General features: G+C 65.7%; 13 protein-coding genes. 5 read left to right on the forward strand and 8 right to left on the reverse strand.

The window, feature by feature from the left end; genetic code table 11:
- Positions 1–7: 7 nt before the first annotated feature.
- From WG902_RS06940 to WG902_RS06950, 3 genes are all read right to left on the reverse strand, one after another.
- The gene (locus WG902_RS06940; protein WP_340059215.1) at positions 8–2,287 is read right to left on the reverse strand and encodes a calcium-binding protein; all 2,280 of its coding nucleotides are present in this window, start codon (positions 2,285–2,287) and stop codon (positions 8–10) included.
- A 119-nt stretch (positions 2,288–2,406) separates the two neighbouring features.
- On the reverse strand, positions 2,407–4,473 hold the full coding sequence (locus WG902_RS06945) for a hypothetical protein (protein ID WP_340059216.1): 2,067 nt from the start codon (positions 4,471–4,473) through the stop codon (positions 2,407–2,409).
- A 102-nt stretch (positions 4,474–4,575) separates the two neighbouring features.
- Positions 4,576–5,301, reverse strand: coding sequence for a tetratricopeptide repeat protein (locus WG902_RS06950; protein WP_340059217.1), 726 nt, complete (start codon positions 5,299–5,301; stop codon positions 4,576–4,578).
- A 314-nt stretch (positions 5,302–5,615) separates the two neighbouring features.
- On the opposite strand from WG902_RS06950, the gene WG902_RS06955 reads away from it, so the two are divergent.
- Positions 5,616–6,089, forward strand: coding sequence for a helix-turn-helix domain-containing protein (locus tag WG902_RS06955; RefSeq protein WP_340059218.1), 474 nt, complete (start codon positions 5,616–5,618; stop codon positions 6,087–6,089).
- The gene (locus WG902_RS06960) at positions 6,086–7,414 is read left to right on the forward strand and encodes a type II toxin-antitoxin system HipA family toxin (RefSeq protein ID WP_340059219.1); all 1,329 of its coding nucleotides are present in this window, start codon (positions 6,086–6,088) and stop codon (positions 7,412–7,414) included. Before WG902_RS06955 ends, WG902_RS06960 begins: the two co-directional genes overlap by 4 nt.
- A 54-nt stretch (positions 7,415–7,468) precedes the next feature.
- On the opposite strand, the gene WG902_RS06965 is transcribed toward WG902_RS06960, so the two are convergent.
- The 4 genes from WG902_RS06965 to WG902_RS06980 are packed head-to-tail and all read right to left on the reverse strand — an operon-like array spanning position 7,469 to position 11,059.
- On the reverse strand, positions 7,469–8,659 hold the full coding sequence (locus WG902_RS06965) for a vWA domain-containing protein (protein WP_340059220.1): 1,191 nt from the start codon (positions 8,657–8,659) through the stop codon (positions 7,469–7,471).
- An 11-nt stretch (positions 8,660–8,670) separates the two neighbouring features.
- Positions 8,671–9,264, reverse strand: coding sequence for a GNAT family N-acetyltransferase (locus WG902_RS06970; RefSeq protein WP_340059221.1), 594 nt, complete (start codon positions 9,262–9,264; stop codon positions 8,671–8,673).
- A gap of 6 nt (positions 9,265–9,270) precedes the next feature.
- Complete coding sequence (locus WG902_RS06975; protein ID WP_340059222.1) at positions 9,271–10,212, reverse strand: hypothetical protein; 942 nt, start codon at positions 10,210–10,212, stop codon at positions 9,271–9,273.
- Between the two features lie 4 nt (positions 10,213–10,216).
- Positions 10,217–11,059 carry an AAA family ATPase gene (locus WG902_RS06980; RefSeq protein ID WP_340059223.1) on the reverse strand — a complete coding sequence of 281 codons (843 nt, stop codon included), beginning with the start codon at positions 11,057–11,059 and terminating at the stop codon, positions 10,217–10,219.
- A gap of 94 nt (positions 11,060–11,153) precedes the next feature.
- Here WG902_RS06980 and WG902_RS06985 point away from each other — a divergent pair, with 94 nt between their 5' ends.
- Positions 11,154–11,876: a c-type cytochrome gene (locus WG902_RS06985; RefSeq protein ID WP_340059224.1), complete on the forward strand. Its 723-nt coding sequence runs from the start codon at positions 11,154–11,156 to the stop codon at positions 11,874–11,876.
- A 68-nt stretch (positions 11,877–11,944) separates the two neighbouring features.
- On the opposite strand, the gene WG902_RS06990 is transcribed toward WG902_RS06985, so the two are convergent.
- Positions 11,945–12,376 carry a DUF1841 family protein gene (locus WG902_RS06990; RefSeq protein ID WP_340059225.1) on the reverse strand — a complete coding sequence of 144 codons (432 nt, stop codon included), beginning with the start codon at positions 12,374–12,376 and terminating at the stop codon, positions 11,945–11,947.
- A 138-nt stretch (positions 12,377–12,514) separates the two neighbouring features.
- On the opposite strand from WG902_RS06990, the gene WG902_RS06995 reads away from it, so the two are divergent.
- Together WG902_RS06995 and WG902_RS07000 are read left to right on the forward strand one after the other, a co-directional pair.
- Complete coding sequence (locus WG902_RS06995; RefSeq protein WP_340059226.1) at positions 12,515–13,474, forward strand: TAXI family TRAP transporter solute-binding subunit; 960 nt, start codon at positions 12,515–12,517, stop codon at positions 13,472–13,474.
- 6 nt (positions 13,475–13,480) lie between these two features.
- Positions 13,481–15,514, forward strand: coding sequence for a TRAP transporter permease (locus WG902_RS07000; RefSeq protein WP_340059227.1), 2,034 nt, complete (start codon positions 13,481–13,483; stop codon positions 15,512–15,514).
- Positions 15,515–15,536: the final 22 nt, after the last annotated feature.

Below are 15,536 nucleotides of genomic sequence, written 5' to 3' on the forward strand. Positions count from 1 at the left end.
CGCGTGCTCAGAGCACCAGGTCGGCCGCCACCAGCGGCGGGCTGCCGGTCAACTCGATACGCAGTTCGGCCTGCACGTCGCCATCGGTGCTGGCCACCAGCACCCCGTTGACGTAGCGCACCTGGCCCGCCCCGGTGAACGTTGCACTGCCAATGAAGACGAAGACCTGGTTGCCGGCGACCAGCGCGTTGGCGTCGATGGTGGACAGGTCGATGAGGTCGCCAGCGCGGTTGCCGTTGCCGGCGAAGTCGGAGATGACGTCGGACAGGCGCGGGGCGCTGTCGGCGGTGCTGTCGTAGTCGAAGCGGTCGCGGCCGTCCCCTCCGATGAGCGTGTCCGAACCCGCACCCCCCTTCAGCCAGTCGTTCTCCAGGCCGCCATCGAGTGCGTTGGCGCCGCTGTTGCCGGTGAGCTTGTTCCTCTGGACGTTGCCTGTTCCGGCGACGTCGCCCGTCCCCAGCAACTGCAGGTTCTCGATGTTCGCGCCCAGCGTGTAGGCGATGAGGGACCGTACCATGTCCACTCCTTCGCCCGCGGCTTCCCGCGCCTCGCCGGCCGCGTTCACCACATAGGTGTCGTTCCCCAGTCCACCGCGCAGCGTGTCGATGCCGCCGCCGCCCTTCAACACGTCGCGTCCGCCGGCCGCCAGCACCGTGTCGGCCTGTGCCGAGCCTGTGATGGTTTCGTTATCGTCGTCTCCCAGGATCTGGACCCGGTCGAGCCCGGCGCCGGAGGTGTGGAAGTCGAAGAAGACGAAACCGGAAAGGTCGACGGCGGCCGCGTCTCCCATCGTCACGCGGAGAGTGTCTCCGGGGTCCACCGCATCGGGGTCCATCGGGTCCACGAACGGCTCCGTCCCGTCGATGACCAGGTTGGCCGCGAGACCGGCGCCGACTTGAGCGGCATGAATGGTGGCGATCGCCGCGTAAGGGGACGGGGATTCGAACTCGATTTCCTCGATGCTTTCGATGGTTGCAGCGCCGAGGTTGGCGCTGCCCGCGAGCAGGATGCGGTCGAAATCCTCGTCTCCCTTGATGGTATCGCCCGCCATCTCACCCGCGAGAAAAACGAAAGTGTCGTTGCCCGCCGATCCTTCCAGATAGTCCGCGTTGCCGCCGCCGCGGATGGTGTCGTTGCCGCCGCCGCCGGTGACGTAGTCGACGAGCCCGTCACCGACGATGAAGTCGTCCGCAAAGGTGTCGCCGCTCGTGTGACGCCGGACCTGGAGCACCTGCCCGATGATGTCGGGCGTCGTCGGTCCCTTCGTGAAGAACGTGGCCACCTGGCCGTCCAGCATCCCGGCCACGCTCGTCTGGGTGTCGGAGACGAAGGTGTAGCCATTGTCGCCCGTGGCCAGGCGCTCGCCGTTGGCCGGGTCGACCAAGGTCCACCTCGGGTCGAAACCGAACTCCGCGTTGGTATTTCCGACGAAGATCATCCCGTTGGAGAGCAGGGTCGTGGAAGGCGCGGTGTCGTTGAAGTCGTTCTGGGAGATGTCGGTCCAGCCGCCGCGCGTGCCGGCGGCGTCGAAAAGCGCGAGGGTGATGTCGGTGTCGCCCGTGTCGCTCCACCCGGTGTCCTCGTAAGCGATGGCGAAGCCGCCGTCCTGCAGGGCCACGACGCTGGGGTTCAGGTTGCCGCCGACGTCGTCCAGCAGGGTCGGCAGCTTGCGTTCCGTGCCGTTGGCCTCGTAGACGGCGTACCACACCTCGCTGGCGAGGCCGTCGATGCGGTGCCAGGCGATCGCGAAGCCGCCATCGGCCAGGGCCGCGACGCTGGGGGCCTGGTCGTTGGCGACGCTGGAGTCGACGGCGAAACTCATGACCGGTCCGCCATCGTTGTCGCGGATGTTGACGCGGACGTTGTTGTTGCCGCCCACCGATACCTGCATCGCGAGCACGAAGCCGCCCTCGGCCAGGGCCGTGACGTCGACACCGGAGACCGAGCTGAACATGGCATCGATGGGCGTCACGCCGAGGACGGACTCGCCGGTCGCGCTGACGATATCGAAAGACGCCTGGCCGCCGTCAATCCCGTTGAACGACCCGCCGATGACCACGTTGCCGTTGCTCAGTTGCGATGCCGAGCCACCCGTGCTGCCGAGGAACGATCCGTCGCCTGTCTCCTCCCCGTCGGCCGAGAAGAAGGCCTCGTAGATGTGCGCGCCGTCATCGCCAACCACGGCGACGCCTCCGCCGTCCAGGCTGGCAGCGTCGGCGTTTCCGGTTCCAATCGGGTTGAGGTCCGCCTCGAAGGCGAACGAGTAGGTGACGGAAAGAGCTGCCAAGGGACTCTCCAGCGAAGGGTGGAGCGCCATTGAACAGCAGAGCCAGGCTGCGACCCCCGGCTCTTTTCATTCGCACACACGGCTTACAGATTGGCGCACTTGCGCCGGGTCCGCGCGTTTCAGAGCACCAGGTCGTCCGCGACCAGCGCCGGCGCGCCCGTCAGTGCCACCTGCATCTCGGCGGCCACGTCGCCATCCATGTTCAGCGACAGCACGCCGCCCGCATAGCGCGCCTGGCCCGCGCCGCTGAAGGCGGCGTTGCCAATGAAAGTGAACGACTGGTTGCCCGCGGCCAGCACGTTGGCGTCGAGCGTGGAGAGGTCGACCCGATCACCGGCGAGGCTGCCGTTGCCCACGAAATCGCTGATGACGTCCCTGCCCGGACCCGCCAAGCTGTCCGAGGAAGCATTGAAGTCGAAGCGATCGGCACCCGTGCCGCCGGCCAGCGTATCGGTGCCGGTACCGCCGGCCAGCACGTCGTCGCCGCCGCCGCCGCCCAGCATGTCGTTCCCGCCGCGGCCATTGACGCGGTCGCTGCCGCCACCGCCGGCGATATCGTCACGCAGGGACGAGCCGGCGATGTCCTCGGCATCGGCGTCGCCGACGATGACGATCCGGTCGTTCTCGCTGCCACCGGTGTCGAAGTCCTGGAAGGTGAAGCCGGCCAGGCTCACGTCGGTGTCGCTGCCCATGACGATGCGCAGCGTGGTGGCGGAGCCGGCCAGGTCGCCATCGACGATCAGGCCCGCGTCCAGGCCCGCGCCGACCTGCGAGGCGCCGATCGTCACGGTGAGGGGGGCGGACGTGGGGCTGAAGAACTCGATCTCCTCGATGGAGGTCAGCACCGCGCCGGACGCGTTGCCATTGGCGGTGAAGAACAGCCGGTCGCTGCCGGCCCCGCCGGCCACCGTATCGCCCACGATGTCGCGGGCATGGAACTCGAAGGTGTCGCCGCCGCCACCGCCCTTGAGGTAGTCGCCGTTGAGGCCGCCGATGAGGGTGTCCGCGCCGCCCGCGCCCTGCATGTCATCGAAAAGGTCGTCGCCGATGATCACGTCGTCGGACGCGTCCCCGACGGAAATCCGCTTCGCCTGCAGGATCTCGCCCTCGACGTCGCCGGCGTCGTTGTCGGTGAAGAAGGCAGCCATGCGCCCGTCGAGCATGGCTGCGACCGACGTGGAGCGTTCGTAGTTTCCGGACGACCCGGCGCCGGATGTGCCCAGCTTCGTGCCGGTGTCCGGGTCGACCAGCGTCCAGCGCACGTTGGTGGGCGTGGCCCCGTTGTCCAGCGTGGCCCCTACCGCGATCATCCCGTTGGACAGCACCGTCATCGACGGGTCGGTGTCGTTGACGTTGTTCTGGGAGATGTCGCTCCAGTCGATCAGGCTTCCCGCGGCCGTGAAGCGGGCGAGCGTGATGTCGATGTCGGTATTGCCGCTCCAGCCGGTGTCCTCGTAGGCGATGGCAAAGCCCCCGCCGTCCATGGCCGCCACGGTGGCGTTGCGGTTGACGTTGCCTTCGTTGTCCAGCCGCGTCGGCACCAAGCGCGCGTCGCCGTTGGACTCGTACACGGCATACCAGAGTTCCTCGCCGCCGCCGGACAGGCGCCGGTGCCAGGCGACGGCGAAGCCGCCGTCGGCCAGCGCGGCGACACTGGGGTTCTGGTCGTTCTCCGTCGACACGTCGAGGGTGGCGAACGTCACCAGGCTGCCGGTGTTCGTGCGGACGGTCATGCGGATGTCGTTGTCGGTGCCGCCGATGAGGGCCTGGGACACCACCACGAAGCCGCCGCCCGCAAGGCCCGCGACGTCGACGTTCGAGACGTCCTCGAAAGCCGCGTCCGAGGCGGTGGACGGCACGCTCACCGCGCCGTCGCTACGCGTGATCGTGTAGTAGACCTGCTGGCCCCGGTCCGAGGCCACCACCATGCGGCCGTTGCTCAGTTCCGCCACGGCGGACTGCGTGCCTGCGATGGCGATGCCCGAGGCGGAGGGGTCCCCATCGGCCTGGAACAGGGACATCGAGCTGTTGGTTGCGGTGCGGTCGCCGACGACGGCGATGCCACCGTTCGCAATGGACGCCGCATCGGCATGCTCCGAGAGGAAGGGCGGGGACAGGCCCTCCTGCACACCGAAGGTGTAGTTCACCGTCACGGTCATCAGCGGCTCCTCGATGGATGCGGACACCCACCCGGCGCCCAGCGTCGCATTGGAAGGGCACCGCCCGCCATGCAGGCTCTGCCGTTTGCACGCACTCGCGCTTCTTACAACGCGAAACGTCGCCGATGACTAGGCGGTCGTGCGTCGACGGCGGAACAGCAGGACTGCCAGCACCGCGACGATCCCGCCGCCGATCAGCGCGCCCATGACCAGCGAGTTGCTCCCCTTGTCGGCCGTGCCCGCCGGCGCCGGTGCGCCCATGTTGCGGGTGTCTTCGCCGGCCGGCCGGGTCTCTACCGGCGGGGGACTCGTGTTGCCGGCAGTGGTCGTGTTGGCCGTAGCATCGTTGGCGGTGGAAGCCGGACCTTGCGTTGGTGCTTCGCCCGGCCGCGTGGTGTTGCGGTCACGCGCATTGCGCCCGGCCCGCTGCTGGCCACCCCGCGCCTCGCGCGCTTCCATCCGCTCCATGCGCGTACGCAGCTTGGTCACGGCTTCCTCGCGCGCGAACGGCAGCCCGGGGGCCAGCCTCTCCGCGGTCTGCAGTTCGGTGCGCGCGGTCGCGACGTCCCGGTCGCGGGCGGCAAGCTGGGCCTTCACGAAGTGGGCGCGCGCATTGTCGGGCTGCCGCTGCACGATCTCGTCGATCATCGTGCGGGCCTTGGCGATGTCGCCGCCGCGCGCGGCCTGGTTGACATCGCGCAGGGTCGGGCCGCCGGCGCGGGCGCCGCGCTGCTGGCGTTGCTCCTGCGCCGATGTCCGCCCGTCCACGGCAAGGTCGTCGGCGCGCTGCGCTTGCGCGCCCAGGCTCGTCAGGCCCAGCAACAGGACGGCGAGGATGGTCTGGATTCTTTTCATGGGTGTCTCCCGGAAGGGTCCCAATGATGCGCTTGGCGGCTGGCGCGGCTGTCGGCCGGCCGAGGCAAGGGCGGTAGGAGCGCGCGCCTTTACTTCACCAGCAGCCGCATCGCCTCTTCGAGCCCCTTGATGATGCTCTGGCGGTACTGCCAGACGCCTTGCGGCTCGGGATTGATCCGTCTCGCCCCGGTCCTCCTCCGCTACAAATACAATGCATACATTATGATCAGAATAAATAACACTTAGACTATACATAAGCCGCCAAAATTGCTTGCGTAAAAAAATAGATGCGTTATATTTGCGGACTATAACATATGAGCGATAAATTGACGCCCGACCTCAGGGTACTCTTAGGCACTCAACTGGTGGACCAACTGAAATCTCTGCGCAAGCTGAGAGGTTTGACGCAAGCTGAACTCGGCCAGCTGTTAGGTTTGAGTCAGGCGCGAGTAGCGGTCATGGAAGCGCGGCCAGGTTCGCTAACTCTTGACCAACTCCTGCGGCTGCTGAATGCCCTGGGAGCAGACATGCTGATCCGTGCGCGACCTCTCAAGGAGGAGGCAGGCGTGTCCAAAACCAAGAGATTCTCTCCCGTCTCTGACAAAGCGCATCGTCATATCGAAAACGGGAGATCCGGTGAAACACTCAGGCAACCGCGTGAACCAACGCGCGCTACTGAGGGAGTGAGGCGCAACAGTTCCCTGAAGACAGCACCCTCCGTCAAGCCACCGCCTAACAAAGTCACAAGCTTCACCATGAAGCTTCCCAAGAACAAGGGGTCTTGGTGAGCATTCTGTGGGTATGGATGAATGGCGAGCGCGTCGCCACTTGGACCGTGACACGAGGCGTGCATACCCTCGAGTACGAGCAGGCGTGGATCGAATCACCGCGCCGACGCCCATTGTCTCTATCGCTACCTTTCACCGCGGATCGGACGATTAAAGGAGACAAAGTCAGCAGCTATTTTGAGAATTTGCTGCCCGACGACGATAGGATCCGTGAACGGGTTCGCGGCAGATTCAAGGCCGCCAGTATCGGAGCGATCGATCTGCTCACCGCAATCGGTCGTGATTGCGTGGGTGCAATTCAACTGATGCCCCCGGAACGACCGCCCGAGGGCTTCGATCGAGTGGAGTATGAGGCGCTTGATGACACACAGGTCGAACGACACCTCATCCTGGCTACCATGCCTCAGCTCGCCGGCGCTGGCGATTTGGACGAAGACAGTTGGCGTATCTCCATCGCAGGAGCGCAGGAGAAAACCGCACTGCTGAAGATAGGCGATCAATGGTGCAGGCCGCAGGGAGCCACCCCAACAACCCACATCATGAAGTTGCCGTTGGGGTTGGTCGCCAACCAGCAGGCGGACATGACGCATTCAGTCCAGAACGAATGGTTATGCCTGAACTTGCTGCAGGAGCTGGGCTTGCCCGCTGCAAACTCGGAAATCCTAACCTTCGGTTCAAAAACCGTTCTTGCCGTCGAACGGTTCGATAGGGAGTGGTCAAAGACGAAAGCCGGAACGGACTGGATCATCAGACTTCCTCAAGAGGACCTCTGCCAGGCCTTGGGGCTGCCGCCAACTCAAAAGTACGAACACACCGATGGTAAAGGGCGCACTACCGGGCCAACGATGCAGTCGGTCATGCAGGTGTTGAGCGCCAGTGCGGAAGCATCAAAGGACGTCGCAACATTCTTGCTTGCACAAATGTGCTTTTGGATTCTCGGCAACACAGATGCACACGGGAAAAACTTTTCGATTTTCTTGAAATCGGGTGACGTTTATGCAATGACACCCTTGTATGACGTAATTTCTCTATGGCCCATCGCCGGCGATGGGCCAAACCAGATGAAGCAGAAGGTCATGAAGCTGGCGATCCCATTGCGGGCGCGAAGGACCCTCCGCAAACTGGATGACATTGGGGTGGAGGACTGGATCGTCGCGGCCAACCAGGCGGGCATTAAGGATTTAGCTGGGCAGATGTTTGCCTTGGCAGCAAGCGTGCCTGACGCAGTTGAGCGGTTGTCCAAGCGTTTGCCGGCTGGATTTCCGCAGCCTATCTGGGACAAGGTCACGAGCCGTGTGCTGGAGAGAGCAAAGACGTTTCGCTGAGGGGAGCCCGGATCCAGCACCATAACGGCAGCGAGTCATACCGGCGACCGCTGCTTACTTCACCAGCAGCCGCATCGCCTCTTCGAGCCCCTTGATCGTCAGCGGGTACATCCGGTGGTTCACCAGCTGCTGCATCACGCTGATGCTCTGGCGATACTGCCAGACGCCCTGCGGCTCGGGATTGATCCAGACGAACTTGGGGAATGCGTTGGTCAGGCGCTGCATCCATTCGGCGCCCGCTTCCTCGTTGTTGTATTCGACGCTGCCGCCCGGCTGGAGGATCTCGTACGGGCTCATGGTCGCGTCGCCCACGAAGATCAGCTTGTAGTCCTTGTTGTACTTGCGGATGATGTCCCAGGTCGGAAACTTCTCGCTGAAGCGCCGCCGGTTGTTCTTCCACATGAAGTCGTACACGCAATTGTGGAAGTAGTAGAACTCCAGGTGTTTGAACTCCGCCTTGGCAGCCGAGAACATCTCCTCGACGCGGTGGATGTGTTCGTCCATCGTGCCGCCCACGTCCATCAGCAGCAGCACCTTCACGTTGTTGTGGCGCTCGGGAACCATCTTGATGTCCAGCCAGCCGGCATTGGCCGCGGTGGACTTGATGGTGTCGTCCAGGTCCAGCTCTTCCGCCGCGCCTTCGCGCGCGAACTTGCGCAGCCTCCGCAGCGCTATCTTGATGTTGCGCGTGCCCAGCTCCTGGGTGTCGTCGTAGTCCTTGTAGGCGCGCTGGTCCCACACCTTCACCGCGCTCTTGTTGCGGCCCTTGTCCTGGCCGATGCGGATGCCCTGCGGGTTGAAGCCATAGGCGCCGAACGGCGAGGTGCCGCCGGTGCCGATCATCTTGCTGCCGCCCTCGTGCCGGTCCTTCTGCTCCTCGAAACGCTTCTTCAGCGTTTCCATCAGCTCGTCCCAGCCCATCGCCTCGATCTTGGCTTTCTCTTCCGGCGAAAGATCGAGCTCGAGGTTCTTGCGCAGCCACTCCAGCGGGATGTCCTTGGTGAAGTCCGCCACCAGCTCCACGCCCTTGAAGTAGGCCGCGAAGGCGCGGTCGAACTTGTCGTAGTGCTTCTCGTCCTTCACCAGCGCGGTGCGCGCGAGGTAATAGAAATCGTCGACGCTCCAGGCATCTTCGCTGTGCGGGCCGACCACACCCTTTTGCAGCGCCTCCACCAGCGTCAGGTACTCCTTGACGGACACGGGCAGCTTGGCGCTGCGCAGGGTATAGAAGAAGTCGATCAGCATCGCTTTTCTCCTCAGCGTTCACGCGCCAGCTGGTACTGCAGCTGCGCCTTCACCTCCGGCCATTCGCCGGCCGCCAGGCTGTACATCACCGTGTCGCGCACCGTGCCGTCGCGCCGCAGCGCGTGGTGGCGCAGCACTCCGTCCTTGCGCGCGCCCAGCCGCTCGATGGCGCGCTGGCTCGCGTGGTTGAAGTTGTCGGTGCGCCAGCCCACCAGTTTCGCGCTGAGCGTCTCGAAGGCATGCTGCATCAGCAGCAGCTTGGCGGTGGTGTTGACGTGGGTGCGCTGCCAGCTGCGGCCGTACCAGGTGTAGCCGATCTCCAGCCGTTCCACCGCCGGCACGATGTCGTGGTAGCGGCTGGAGCCTATCACGCGGCCGCTGCCCGCCTCGATGACGACGAAGGGCAGCATGTGGCCGTCGGCCTGGCCTTTCAGGGCGGCAGCCACATAGGCAGCCGTCTCGCCGGGCGCCGGCACCGAGGTCACGCGCAGGTTCCACAGTTCGCCGTCGCGCGCCGCAGCCTCGAGACCGGCGACGTGGCCGGCGGTCATGGGCTCCAGCCGGAGGGCTGCGCACGAGAGGGTCACGGGCTCGGGCTTGTGCATGGCCGCTCACTGTCCCTTGTTGTGCGCCGCCGTGATGCCAGCGCCGCCCCAGCCGTCGGCGATGAAGCCGACTTTCACGGGGACGTCCTCGCCGCAGGCGTCGAAGGTCCAGAACTCCATCCACTCGCCCTTGACCAGGTAGGTCTTCTCGACCATCTTGCCGGTCAGCGGCAGGTATTCGGCGTTGCGGATGTCGGACGCGCTGACGGACTTGAGCGTGGCCTTGTCGCAGGTGCCCGCGGTCTGCACCGCATGGCCTTGCAAGGCCGCGGTGGTCGCGGGCAGGTAGGCGTCCAGGAAGGAGCGCACGGACGCCTTGGTCGCGGGCGCGGTCTTCTCTATCACGGCGGCTTCGCGCTGCATCTTTTCCAGGGGCGCATTGCGCGCGCCGTTGCGCAGCAGCAGCCCTGTCATGGCGCGCACCCGCATCACGTTCTGCGGCGCGACGGTCTCGTAGAAATAGCTCGCCAGCAGCACGCCGGCGCCGGGGTGGTTCTTTCCCGCCGCGAACGCCAGCCCTTCGATGGCGGCCACCTGTTCGGCCCGATCCGACAGGGGCCGCTCGCCGAGCTTGCGATAGGCCTCGAGGTCGGCCTTGCCGTCGCGGCGGTACATGTTGGCCGGGTCGTTGGCGAACGCCAGGTAGAGCGCGAAGCCGCCGGTGGGCTCGCCCTGCTCCATGGCCTTGGCAGCCAGTTCGCGGGCTTCGGCAAAGCGCCGGGTGCTGGGCGTGATGCCGGTGAGGACGCATTGCGCCCGCTGCGCGAGGCCGCGGCCGTCGGTGGGCGTCTCGGGCAGGGCGGCGCAGAGCTGGCGCAGTTCGGACGACGGCGCCGAGGCAGCAGGCGCCGGCGCCGAAGCGGCAGGCGCCGGCGGGGGGACTTGCGCATGCGCGCCGATGGCCGCCAGCAAGGCGGCAGGGAGCAGCAGGCGCGCCGGGCCCTTCATGGCTTCAGCGGTTGTGCCGCTGCATGAAGACGAGCTTCTCGAACAGGGTCACGTCCTGTTCGTTCTTCAGCAGGGCGCCCACCAGCGGCGGCACGGCGACCTTGTCGTCCTTGCTTTGCAACGCCTCGACCGGGATGTCCTCGGCCACCAGCAGCTTGAGCCAGTCCAGCAGCTCCGACGTGCTGGGCTTCTTCTTCAGGCCCGGCAGGTTGCGCACGTCGTAGAAGGTCTTCATCGCCGCGGTCAGCAGCTCCTTCTTGAGGCCCGGGAAGTGCACGTCCACGATCCTGTGCATCGTGTCGGCGTCGGGAAACTTGATGTAGTGGAAGAAGCAGCGGCGCAGGAAGGCGTCCGGCAGTTCCTTCTCGTTGTTCGAGGTGATGAACACCAGCGGGCGGTGCCGCGCCTTGACCAGCTCGCGCGTCTCGTAGACATAGAACTCCATGCGGTCCAGCTCGCGCAGCAGGTCGTTGGGGAATTCGATGTCGGCCTTGTCGATCTCGTCGATCAGCAATGCCACGGGCTGGTCGGTGGTGAAGGCCTGCCACAACACGCCCTTGACGATGTAGTTGTGGATGTCCCGGACCTTCTCGTCGCCGAGCTGCGAGTCGCGCAGGCGGCTCACCGCGTCGTATTCGTACAGGCCCTGCTGCGCCTTGGTGGTCGACTTGATGTGCCACTGCAGCAGCGGCATGCCGAGTGCCTGCGCCACCTCTTCGGCCAGCATGGTCTTGCCGGTGCCGGGTTCGCCCTTGACCAGCAGCGGGCGTTGGAGGGTGATGGCGGCGTTCACCGCGAGCATCAGGTCCTGCGTGGCGACGTAGTTCTGGGAGCCTTGGAACTTCATGGGGGTGGGGGTGCGGAAATGGGGGGCCCGGGGGCGCCCCATATAATCGCAGGTTGATCGAAAGAAACTGACCTCGTCAGATTGTGCGCGCAAAATGAACAAGTTGTTGAACACGCTTTTCGCCGTCTCTGTCGCTTGCGCGACCAGCCTGGCGTGGGCCCAGCCCGCCACCGCGCCGGCCCAGGCCACCAACGTGGCGCCCGCCACGCCGGCCGCCGGCCCGACCAGCCCGAAGTCGCTCGAAGCCAAGGTGGCCATGTGCGTCGGCTGCCACGGCATCGTGGGCTACAAGTCGAGCTTCCCGGAGGTCTACCGGGTGCCCAAGATCGCCGGCCAGAGCGCCAAGTACATTGCCGCGGCCCTGAACGCGTACAAGGCGGGGGACCGCAAGCACCCGACGATGCGCAGCATCGCCGAGACGCTGACGGACAAGGACGTGGCCGACATTTCCGCGTACTACGAGAACCTCGGCCGCGAAAGCCGCAAGGCCGCCCCCGAGAAGCCCAGCCGCGAGCCGAGCGCGCAAGTCGCCGCCCTGCTGCAGAAGGCGGCCTGCGCCTCCTGCCACGGCGCGAACATGTCCAAGCCGATCGACCCGAGCTATCCGAAGATCGCCGGCCAGTATTCCGAATACCTGTTCGTGGCGCTGAAGGCGTACAAGACCGAAAACAACACGACTTCCGGCCGCAACAACGGCGTGATGGGCGCGATCGCCAAGCAGTTCTCCAACGCCGAACTGAAGGCGCTGGCGAACTACGTGGGCTCGCTGGACAGCGAGATGCAGACCGTGCCGGAGCCGCGGTTCCACTCGCATTGACGGACAAAACAAGGCCTCTGGCGAGGCCTTGGACTTCGGTGGAAACGGCCCTTTGGGGCCGTTTCCATTTACATCGTGGCGCGCCGCTGCACGCACTCCACGTACGCCTGCCCATCTGGCGGCCGCCCGGAGCGCTGGCTCTCCCACAGCATCTGTCCCAGGCACTCCATCGCCTCATGGTGCGCGTCGTGGAGCGAACTGCGTCGAGCCGCCAGCAGCTCGACGGCCTGGCGGATGCCGCGCGGCTGGTCGATGGAGCACTGCTCGCTGATCGACAGGTGCATGGACAGGTGGAGGAAGGGATTGGCCGTGCCGCCCGAACCGTCATATACACGGGCCACCGCGGCTTGCGCATCGGCCAGGTCCGGGTCGTACTCCCGGTGCTCCTTGAGCCACTCGCTGGCCAGCGTTTCCAGGGCGTCGAGCATCTGCCCGGACCGCGCCTTGTCGTGCACGCCACAGAAGAAACGGCGCACCTCGTCCTGGGACGGATTGAACATGCGCAAAGGTTAGCACGCTGCTGCGCGGCGCTGCCGGGATGCTGGAAAGCCCGCAGACGACTGCGCCCCCCGCACTGCCAGAATGAGCGACCCGCGGCCGGCATGCCCCGACCGCTTTTCCATTCCGGAGACAAATCCATGAAGTCCACCAAGACCCTCCTGCTCGGCTTGATCGCCTCGCTCGGCCTCGCCGTCGCGGCGCACGCCCAGAACATCTCCATCGCCACCGGCGGCACCGGCGGGGTGTACTACCCCATGGGCGGCGGCCTGGCCGCGGCCCTGTCGAAGTACGTGCCCGGCATGTCGGCCACCGCCGAAGTCACCGGCGGCTCGGTCGACAACCTCAAGCTCGTCGGCACCGGCAAGCCCTACGTCGCGTTCAGCATGACCGACGCCGCGCTCGACGCGTACGAGGGCGAGGACAAGTTCAAGGGCAACAAGGTCCCGGTGCGCACGCTGGCCGTGCTGTACCCGAACCGCATGCACGTGGTCAGCATCGAGGGCAAGGGCGTCGCCAAGCTGGCGGACCTGAAGGGCAAGCGCGTCTCCACCGGCTCGCCCGGCAGCGCCACCGAGGTGATGGCCTTCCGCATCATCGAGGCGGCCGGCATGGACAAGGACAAGGACCTCAAGCGCGAGCGCCTGGGCGTCGCCGAGTCCGTCAATGCATTGAAGGACGGCAAGATCGACGCGTTCTTCTGGGTCGGCGGCCTGCCCACCGCCGCGGTGTCCGACCTGGCCAACACGCCCGGCACCAAGCTCAAGATGATCGACCACTCCGAAGTGGTGGCCGCCATGAACAAGAAGTACGGCAACCTGTACGTGCAGGACACGATCGGCAAAGACGTCTACAAGGGCATGGACGCCGACAACAAGCAGGCCACCGTCATGAACATCCTGGTGGCGCACCAGAACATGGACGACAAGACGGCGTACAACATCGTCAAGACCATCTTCGAGAAGAAGGACGACCTGGTGGCGGTGCACAAGGAAGCGATCAACTTCAAGCTGGAGAACCAGAAGAAGGAAGCCACGCCGATCCCCTTCCACCCCGGCGCCGTCAAGTACTTCGCGGAAAAGGGCATCAAGCTGAACTGATGCCCAATGAGCGGCAATGACCATCCGGCCGAACGGGCCGAGCTGAGCGCCCAGATCGACGCGGCGGCGCTGCAGAAGGCCGAGTCGTACATCGAACAGGAGGAGGGCGCCGCCAACAAGCTGAAAGGCTGGCTCGGCACCTTCGTCATGCTGGCGGCCGTGGGCATGTCCGTGTACCACCTGTACTCCGCGTACGCGATCGTGCAGGCGCAGACCCTGCGCGCCGTGCACCTGGCGTTCGTCCTCTTCCTGTGCTTCCTGGTGTTCCCGGTGGCCCGGCGCTTTCGCCACCGCATCATGTGGTGGGACTGGCTGGCCGCTGGTCTGGCGATCGCCGTCACCTGGTACCTGCTCGTGGGCGGCGACGACCTCACCGACCGCAACACGACGCCGCTGCCGTGGGACATCTTCTTCGGCATCGCGCTGATCGTGCTGGTGCTGGAGGCGATGCGGCGCACGTCCGGCTGGATCATGCCGGTGATCTGCCTGGCCTTCCTCGGCTACGCGCTGGCGGGGCCCTGGCTGCCCTCGCCCTGGACGCACAAGGGCTACGAGGTGGGCCGCCTGGTCGGCGTGATGTACATGACGCTGGAGGGGATCTTCGGCGTGGCGCTGGACGTATCGTCCTCGCTCATCATCCTGTTCACCATCTTCGGCGCCTTCCTGCAGTATTCGGGCGCCGGCAAGTTCTATCTCGACTTCTCGTTCTCCGCCATGGGCGGCAAACCGACGGGCGCCGGCCGCACCGTGGTGCTCGCGTCCTTCTTGCTCGGCGGGCCCTCCGGCTCCGGCGTGGCGACCACGGTCACGCTCGGGTCCGTGGCGTACCCGATGCTGCAGAAGGTGGGCTACGAAAAGAACGCGGCGGGCGGCCTGCTCGCCGCCGGCGGGCTGGGCGCCATCATCTCGCCGCCCGTGCTGGGCGCCGCGGCCTTCCTGATCGCGGAGTTCCTGAAGATCTCGTACCTCGACGTGCTGCTGATGGCCGTCATCCCGACGGTGCTGTTCTACTTCGCGCTGTTCCTGATGGTGGAGATCGATGCGCGCAAGTACGGCATGCACGAAGCCGTCTTCGAGAAGGTCGATTCGGTCTGGAACCTGACGCGCAAGTACTGGTTCCACTTCCTCTCGCTGGTCTCCATCGTGGCCTTCATGATGTTGGGCTTCTCGCCGGTGATGTCGGTGTTCTACGCCACGCTGGTGTCGCTGGGCACCAGCCTGCTGCGGCGCGACACCTCGCTGATCCCCTACGACCTGTTCTCCGGCGGCGGTTTCTGGCGCAAGCTCCGCGGCGCGCCGCTGCTCAAGGCGATGGAAGGTGGATCGGTCGGCGTGCTGAACGTGGCGGCCACCTGCGCCGGCGCCGGCATCATCGTGGGCGTCGTCACGCTCACCGGCCTGGGCCTGAAGTTCAGCTCGATCGTGATCGACTACGCCGGCGGCAACTTGCTGCTCACCGCGATCTTCACCGCGCTGGTGGTGTGGATCGTCGGGCTGGCGGTGCCGGTGACGGCCTCGTACATCATCTGCGCGGTGATCGCGGCGCCGGCGCTGATGAAGCTGGGCGTGCCGGACTTCGCCGCGCACATGTTCATCTTCTATTACGCGGTGCTGTCGGAGGTGTCGCCACCGACGGCGCTGTCGCCCTTCGCAGCCGCGGCCATCACCGGCGGCGACCCGTACAAGACCACGCTGCAGTGCTGGAAGTACACGGTGCCGGCGTTCCTGCTGCCCTTCGTGTTCGTGCTCGACCCCAGCGGGCAGGGCCTGCTGCTGATGGGCTCGACCAAGGCGCTGGCCAACGCCAACTGGTGGTCGATCGCGGAGGTCACCTTCACCGCCGCCCTCGGCATCGCGGCGCTGGCAGCCGGATTCCAGGGCTGGGCGTTGCGCAAGACGAACTGGATCGAACGCGCACTCCTGCTGGTCGCTGGATTCCTGCTGGCCTATCCGGCGTGGATGGCCGACCTCGTGGGCATCGCGTTGGTGGTGGCCGCGTTGGCCATGCAGGTGCTCAGGCCAAGGCCCGTGCCTGCGTAACAATACCCTTCGCGGGGACGAC

Origin of the sequence: Ramlibacter sp. PS3R-8 (assembly GCF_037572435.1) — a bacterium.
Lineage (GTDB): Bacteria > Pseudomonadota > Gammaproteobacteria > Burkholderiales > Burkholderiaceae_C > Ramlibacter.

What these genes read in the sequence shown, in the direction of transcription:
- WG902_RS06990 (WP_340059225.1), bottom strand. Translation starts at nt 12,376, where the DNA reads ATGTTCAATCCGTCCCAGGACGAGGTGCGCCGTTTCTTCTGTGGCGTG.
- WG902_RS06950 (WP_340059217.1), bottom strand. Translation starts at nt 5,301, where the DNA reads ATGAAAAGAATCCAGACCATCCTCGCCGTCCTGTTGCTGGGCCTGACG.
- WG902_RS06980 (WP_340059223.1), bottom strand. Translation starts at nt 11,059, where the DNA reads ATGAAGTTCCAAGGCTCCCAGAACTACGTCGCCACGCAGGACCTGATG.
- WG902_RS07000 (WP_340059227.1), top strand. Translation starts at nt 13,481, where the DNA reads ATGAGCGGCAATGACCATCCGGCCGAACGGGCCGAGCTGAGCGCCCAG.
- WG902_RS06965 (WP_340059220.1), bottom strand. Translation starts at nt 8,659, where the DNA reads ATGCTGATCGACTTCTTCTATACCCTGCGCAGCGCCAAGCTGCCCGTG.
- WG902_RS06975 (WP_340059222.1), bottom strand. Translation starts at nt 10,212, where the DNA reads ATGAAGGGCCCGGCGCGCCTGCTGCTCCCTGCCGCCTTGCTGGCGGCC.
- WG902_RS06970 (WP_340059221.1), bottom strand. Translation starts at nt 9,264, where the DNA reads ATGCACAAGCCCGAGCCCGTGACCCTCTCGTGCGCAGCCCTCCGGCTG.
- WG902_RS06985 (WP_340059224.1), top strand. Translation starts at nt 11,154, where the DNA reads ATGAACAAGTTGTTGAACACGCTTTTCGCCGTCTCTGTCGCTTGCGCG.
- WG902_RS06955 (WP_340059218.1), top strand. Translation starts at nt 5,616, where the DNA reads ATGAGCGATAAATTGACGCCCGACCTCAGGGTACTCTTAGGCACTCAA.
- WG902_RS06995 (WP_340059226.1), top strand. Translation starts at nt 12,515, where the DNA reads ATGAAGTCCACCAAGACCCTCCTGCTCGGCTTGATCGCCTCGCTCGGC.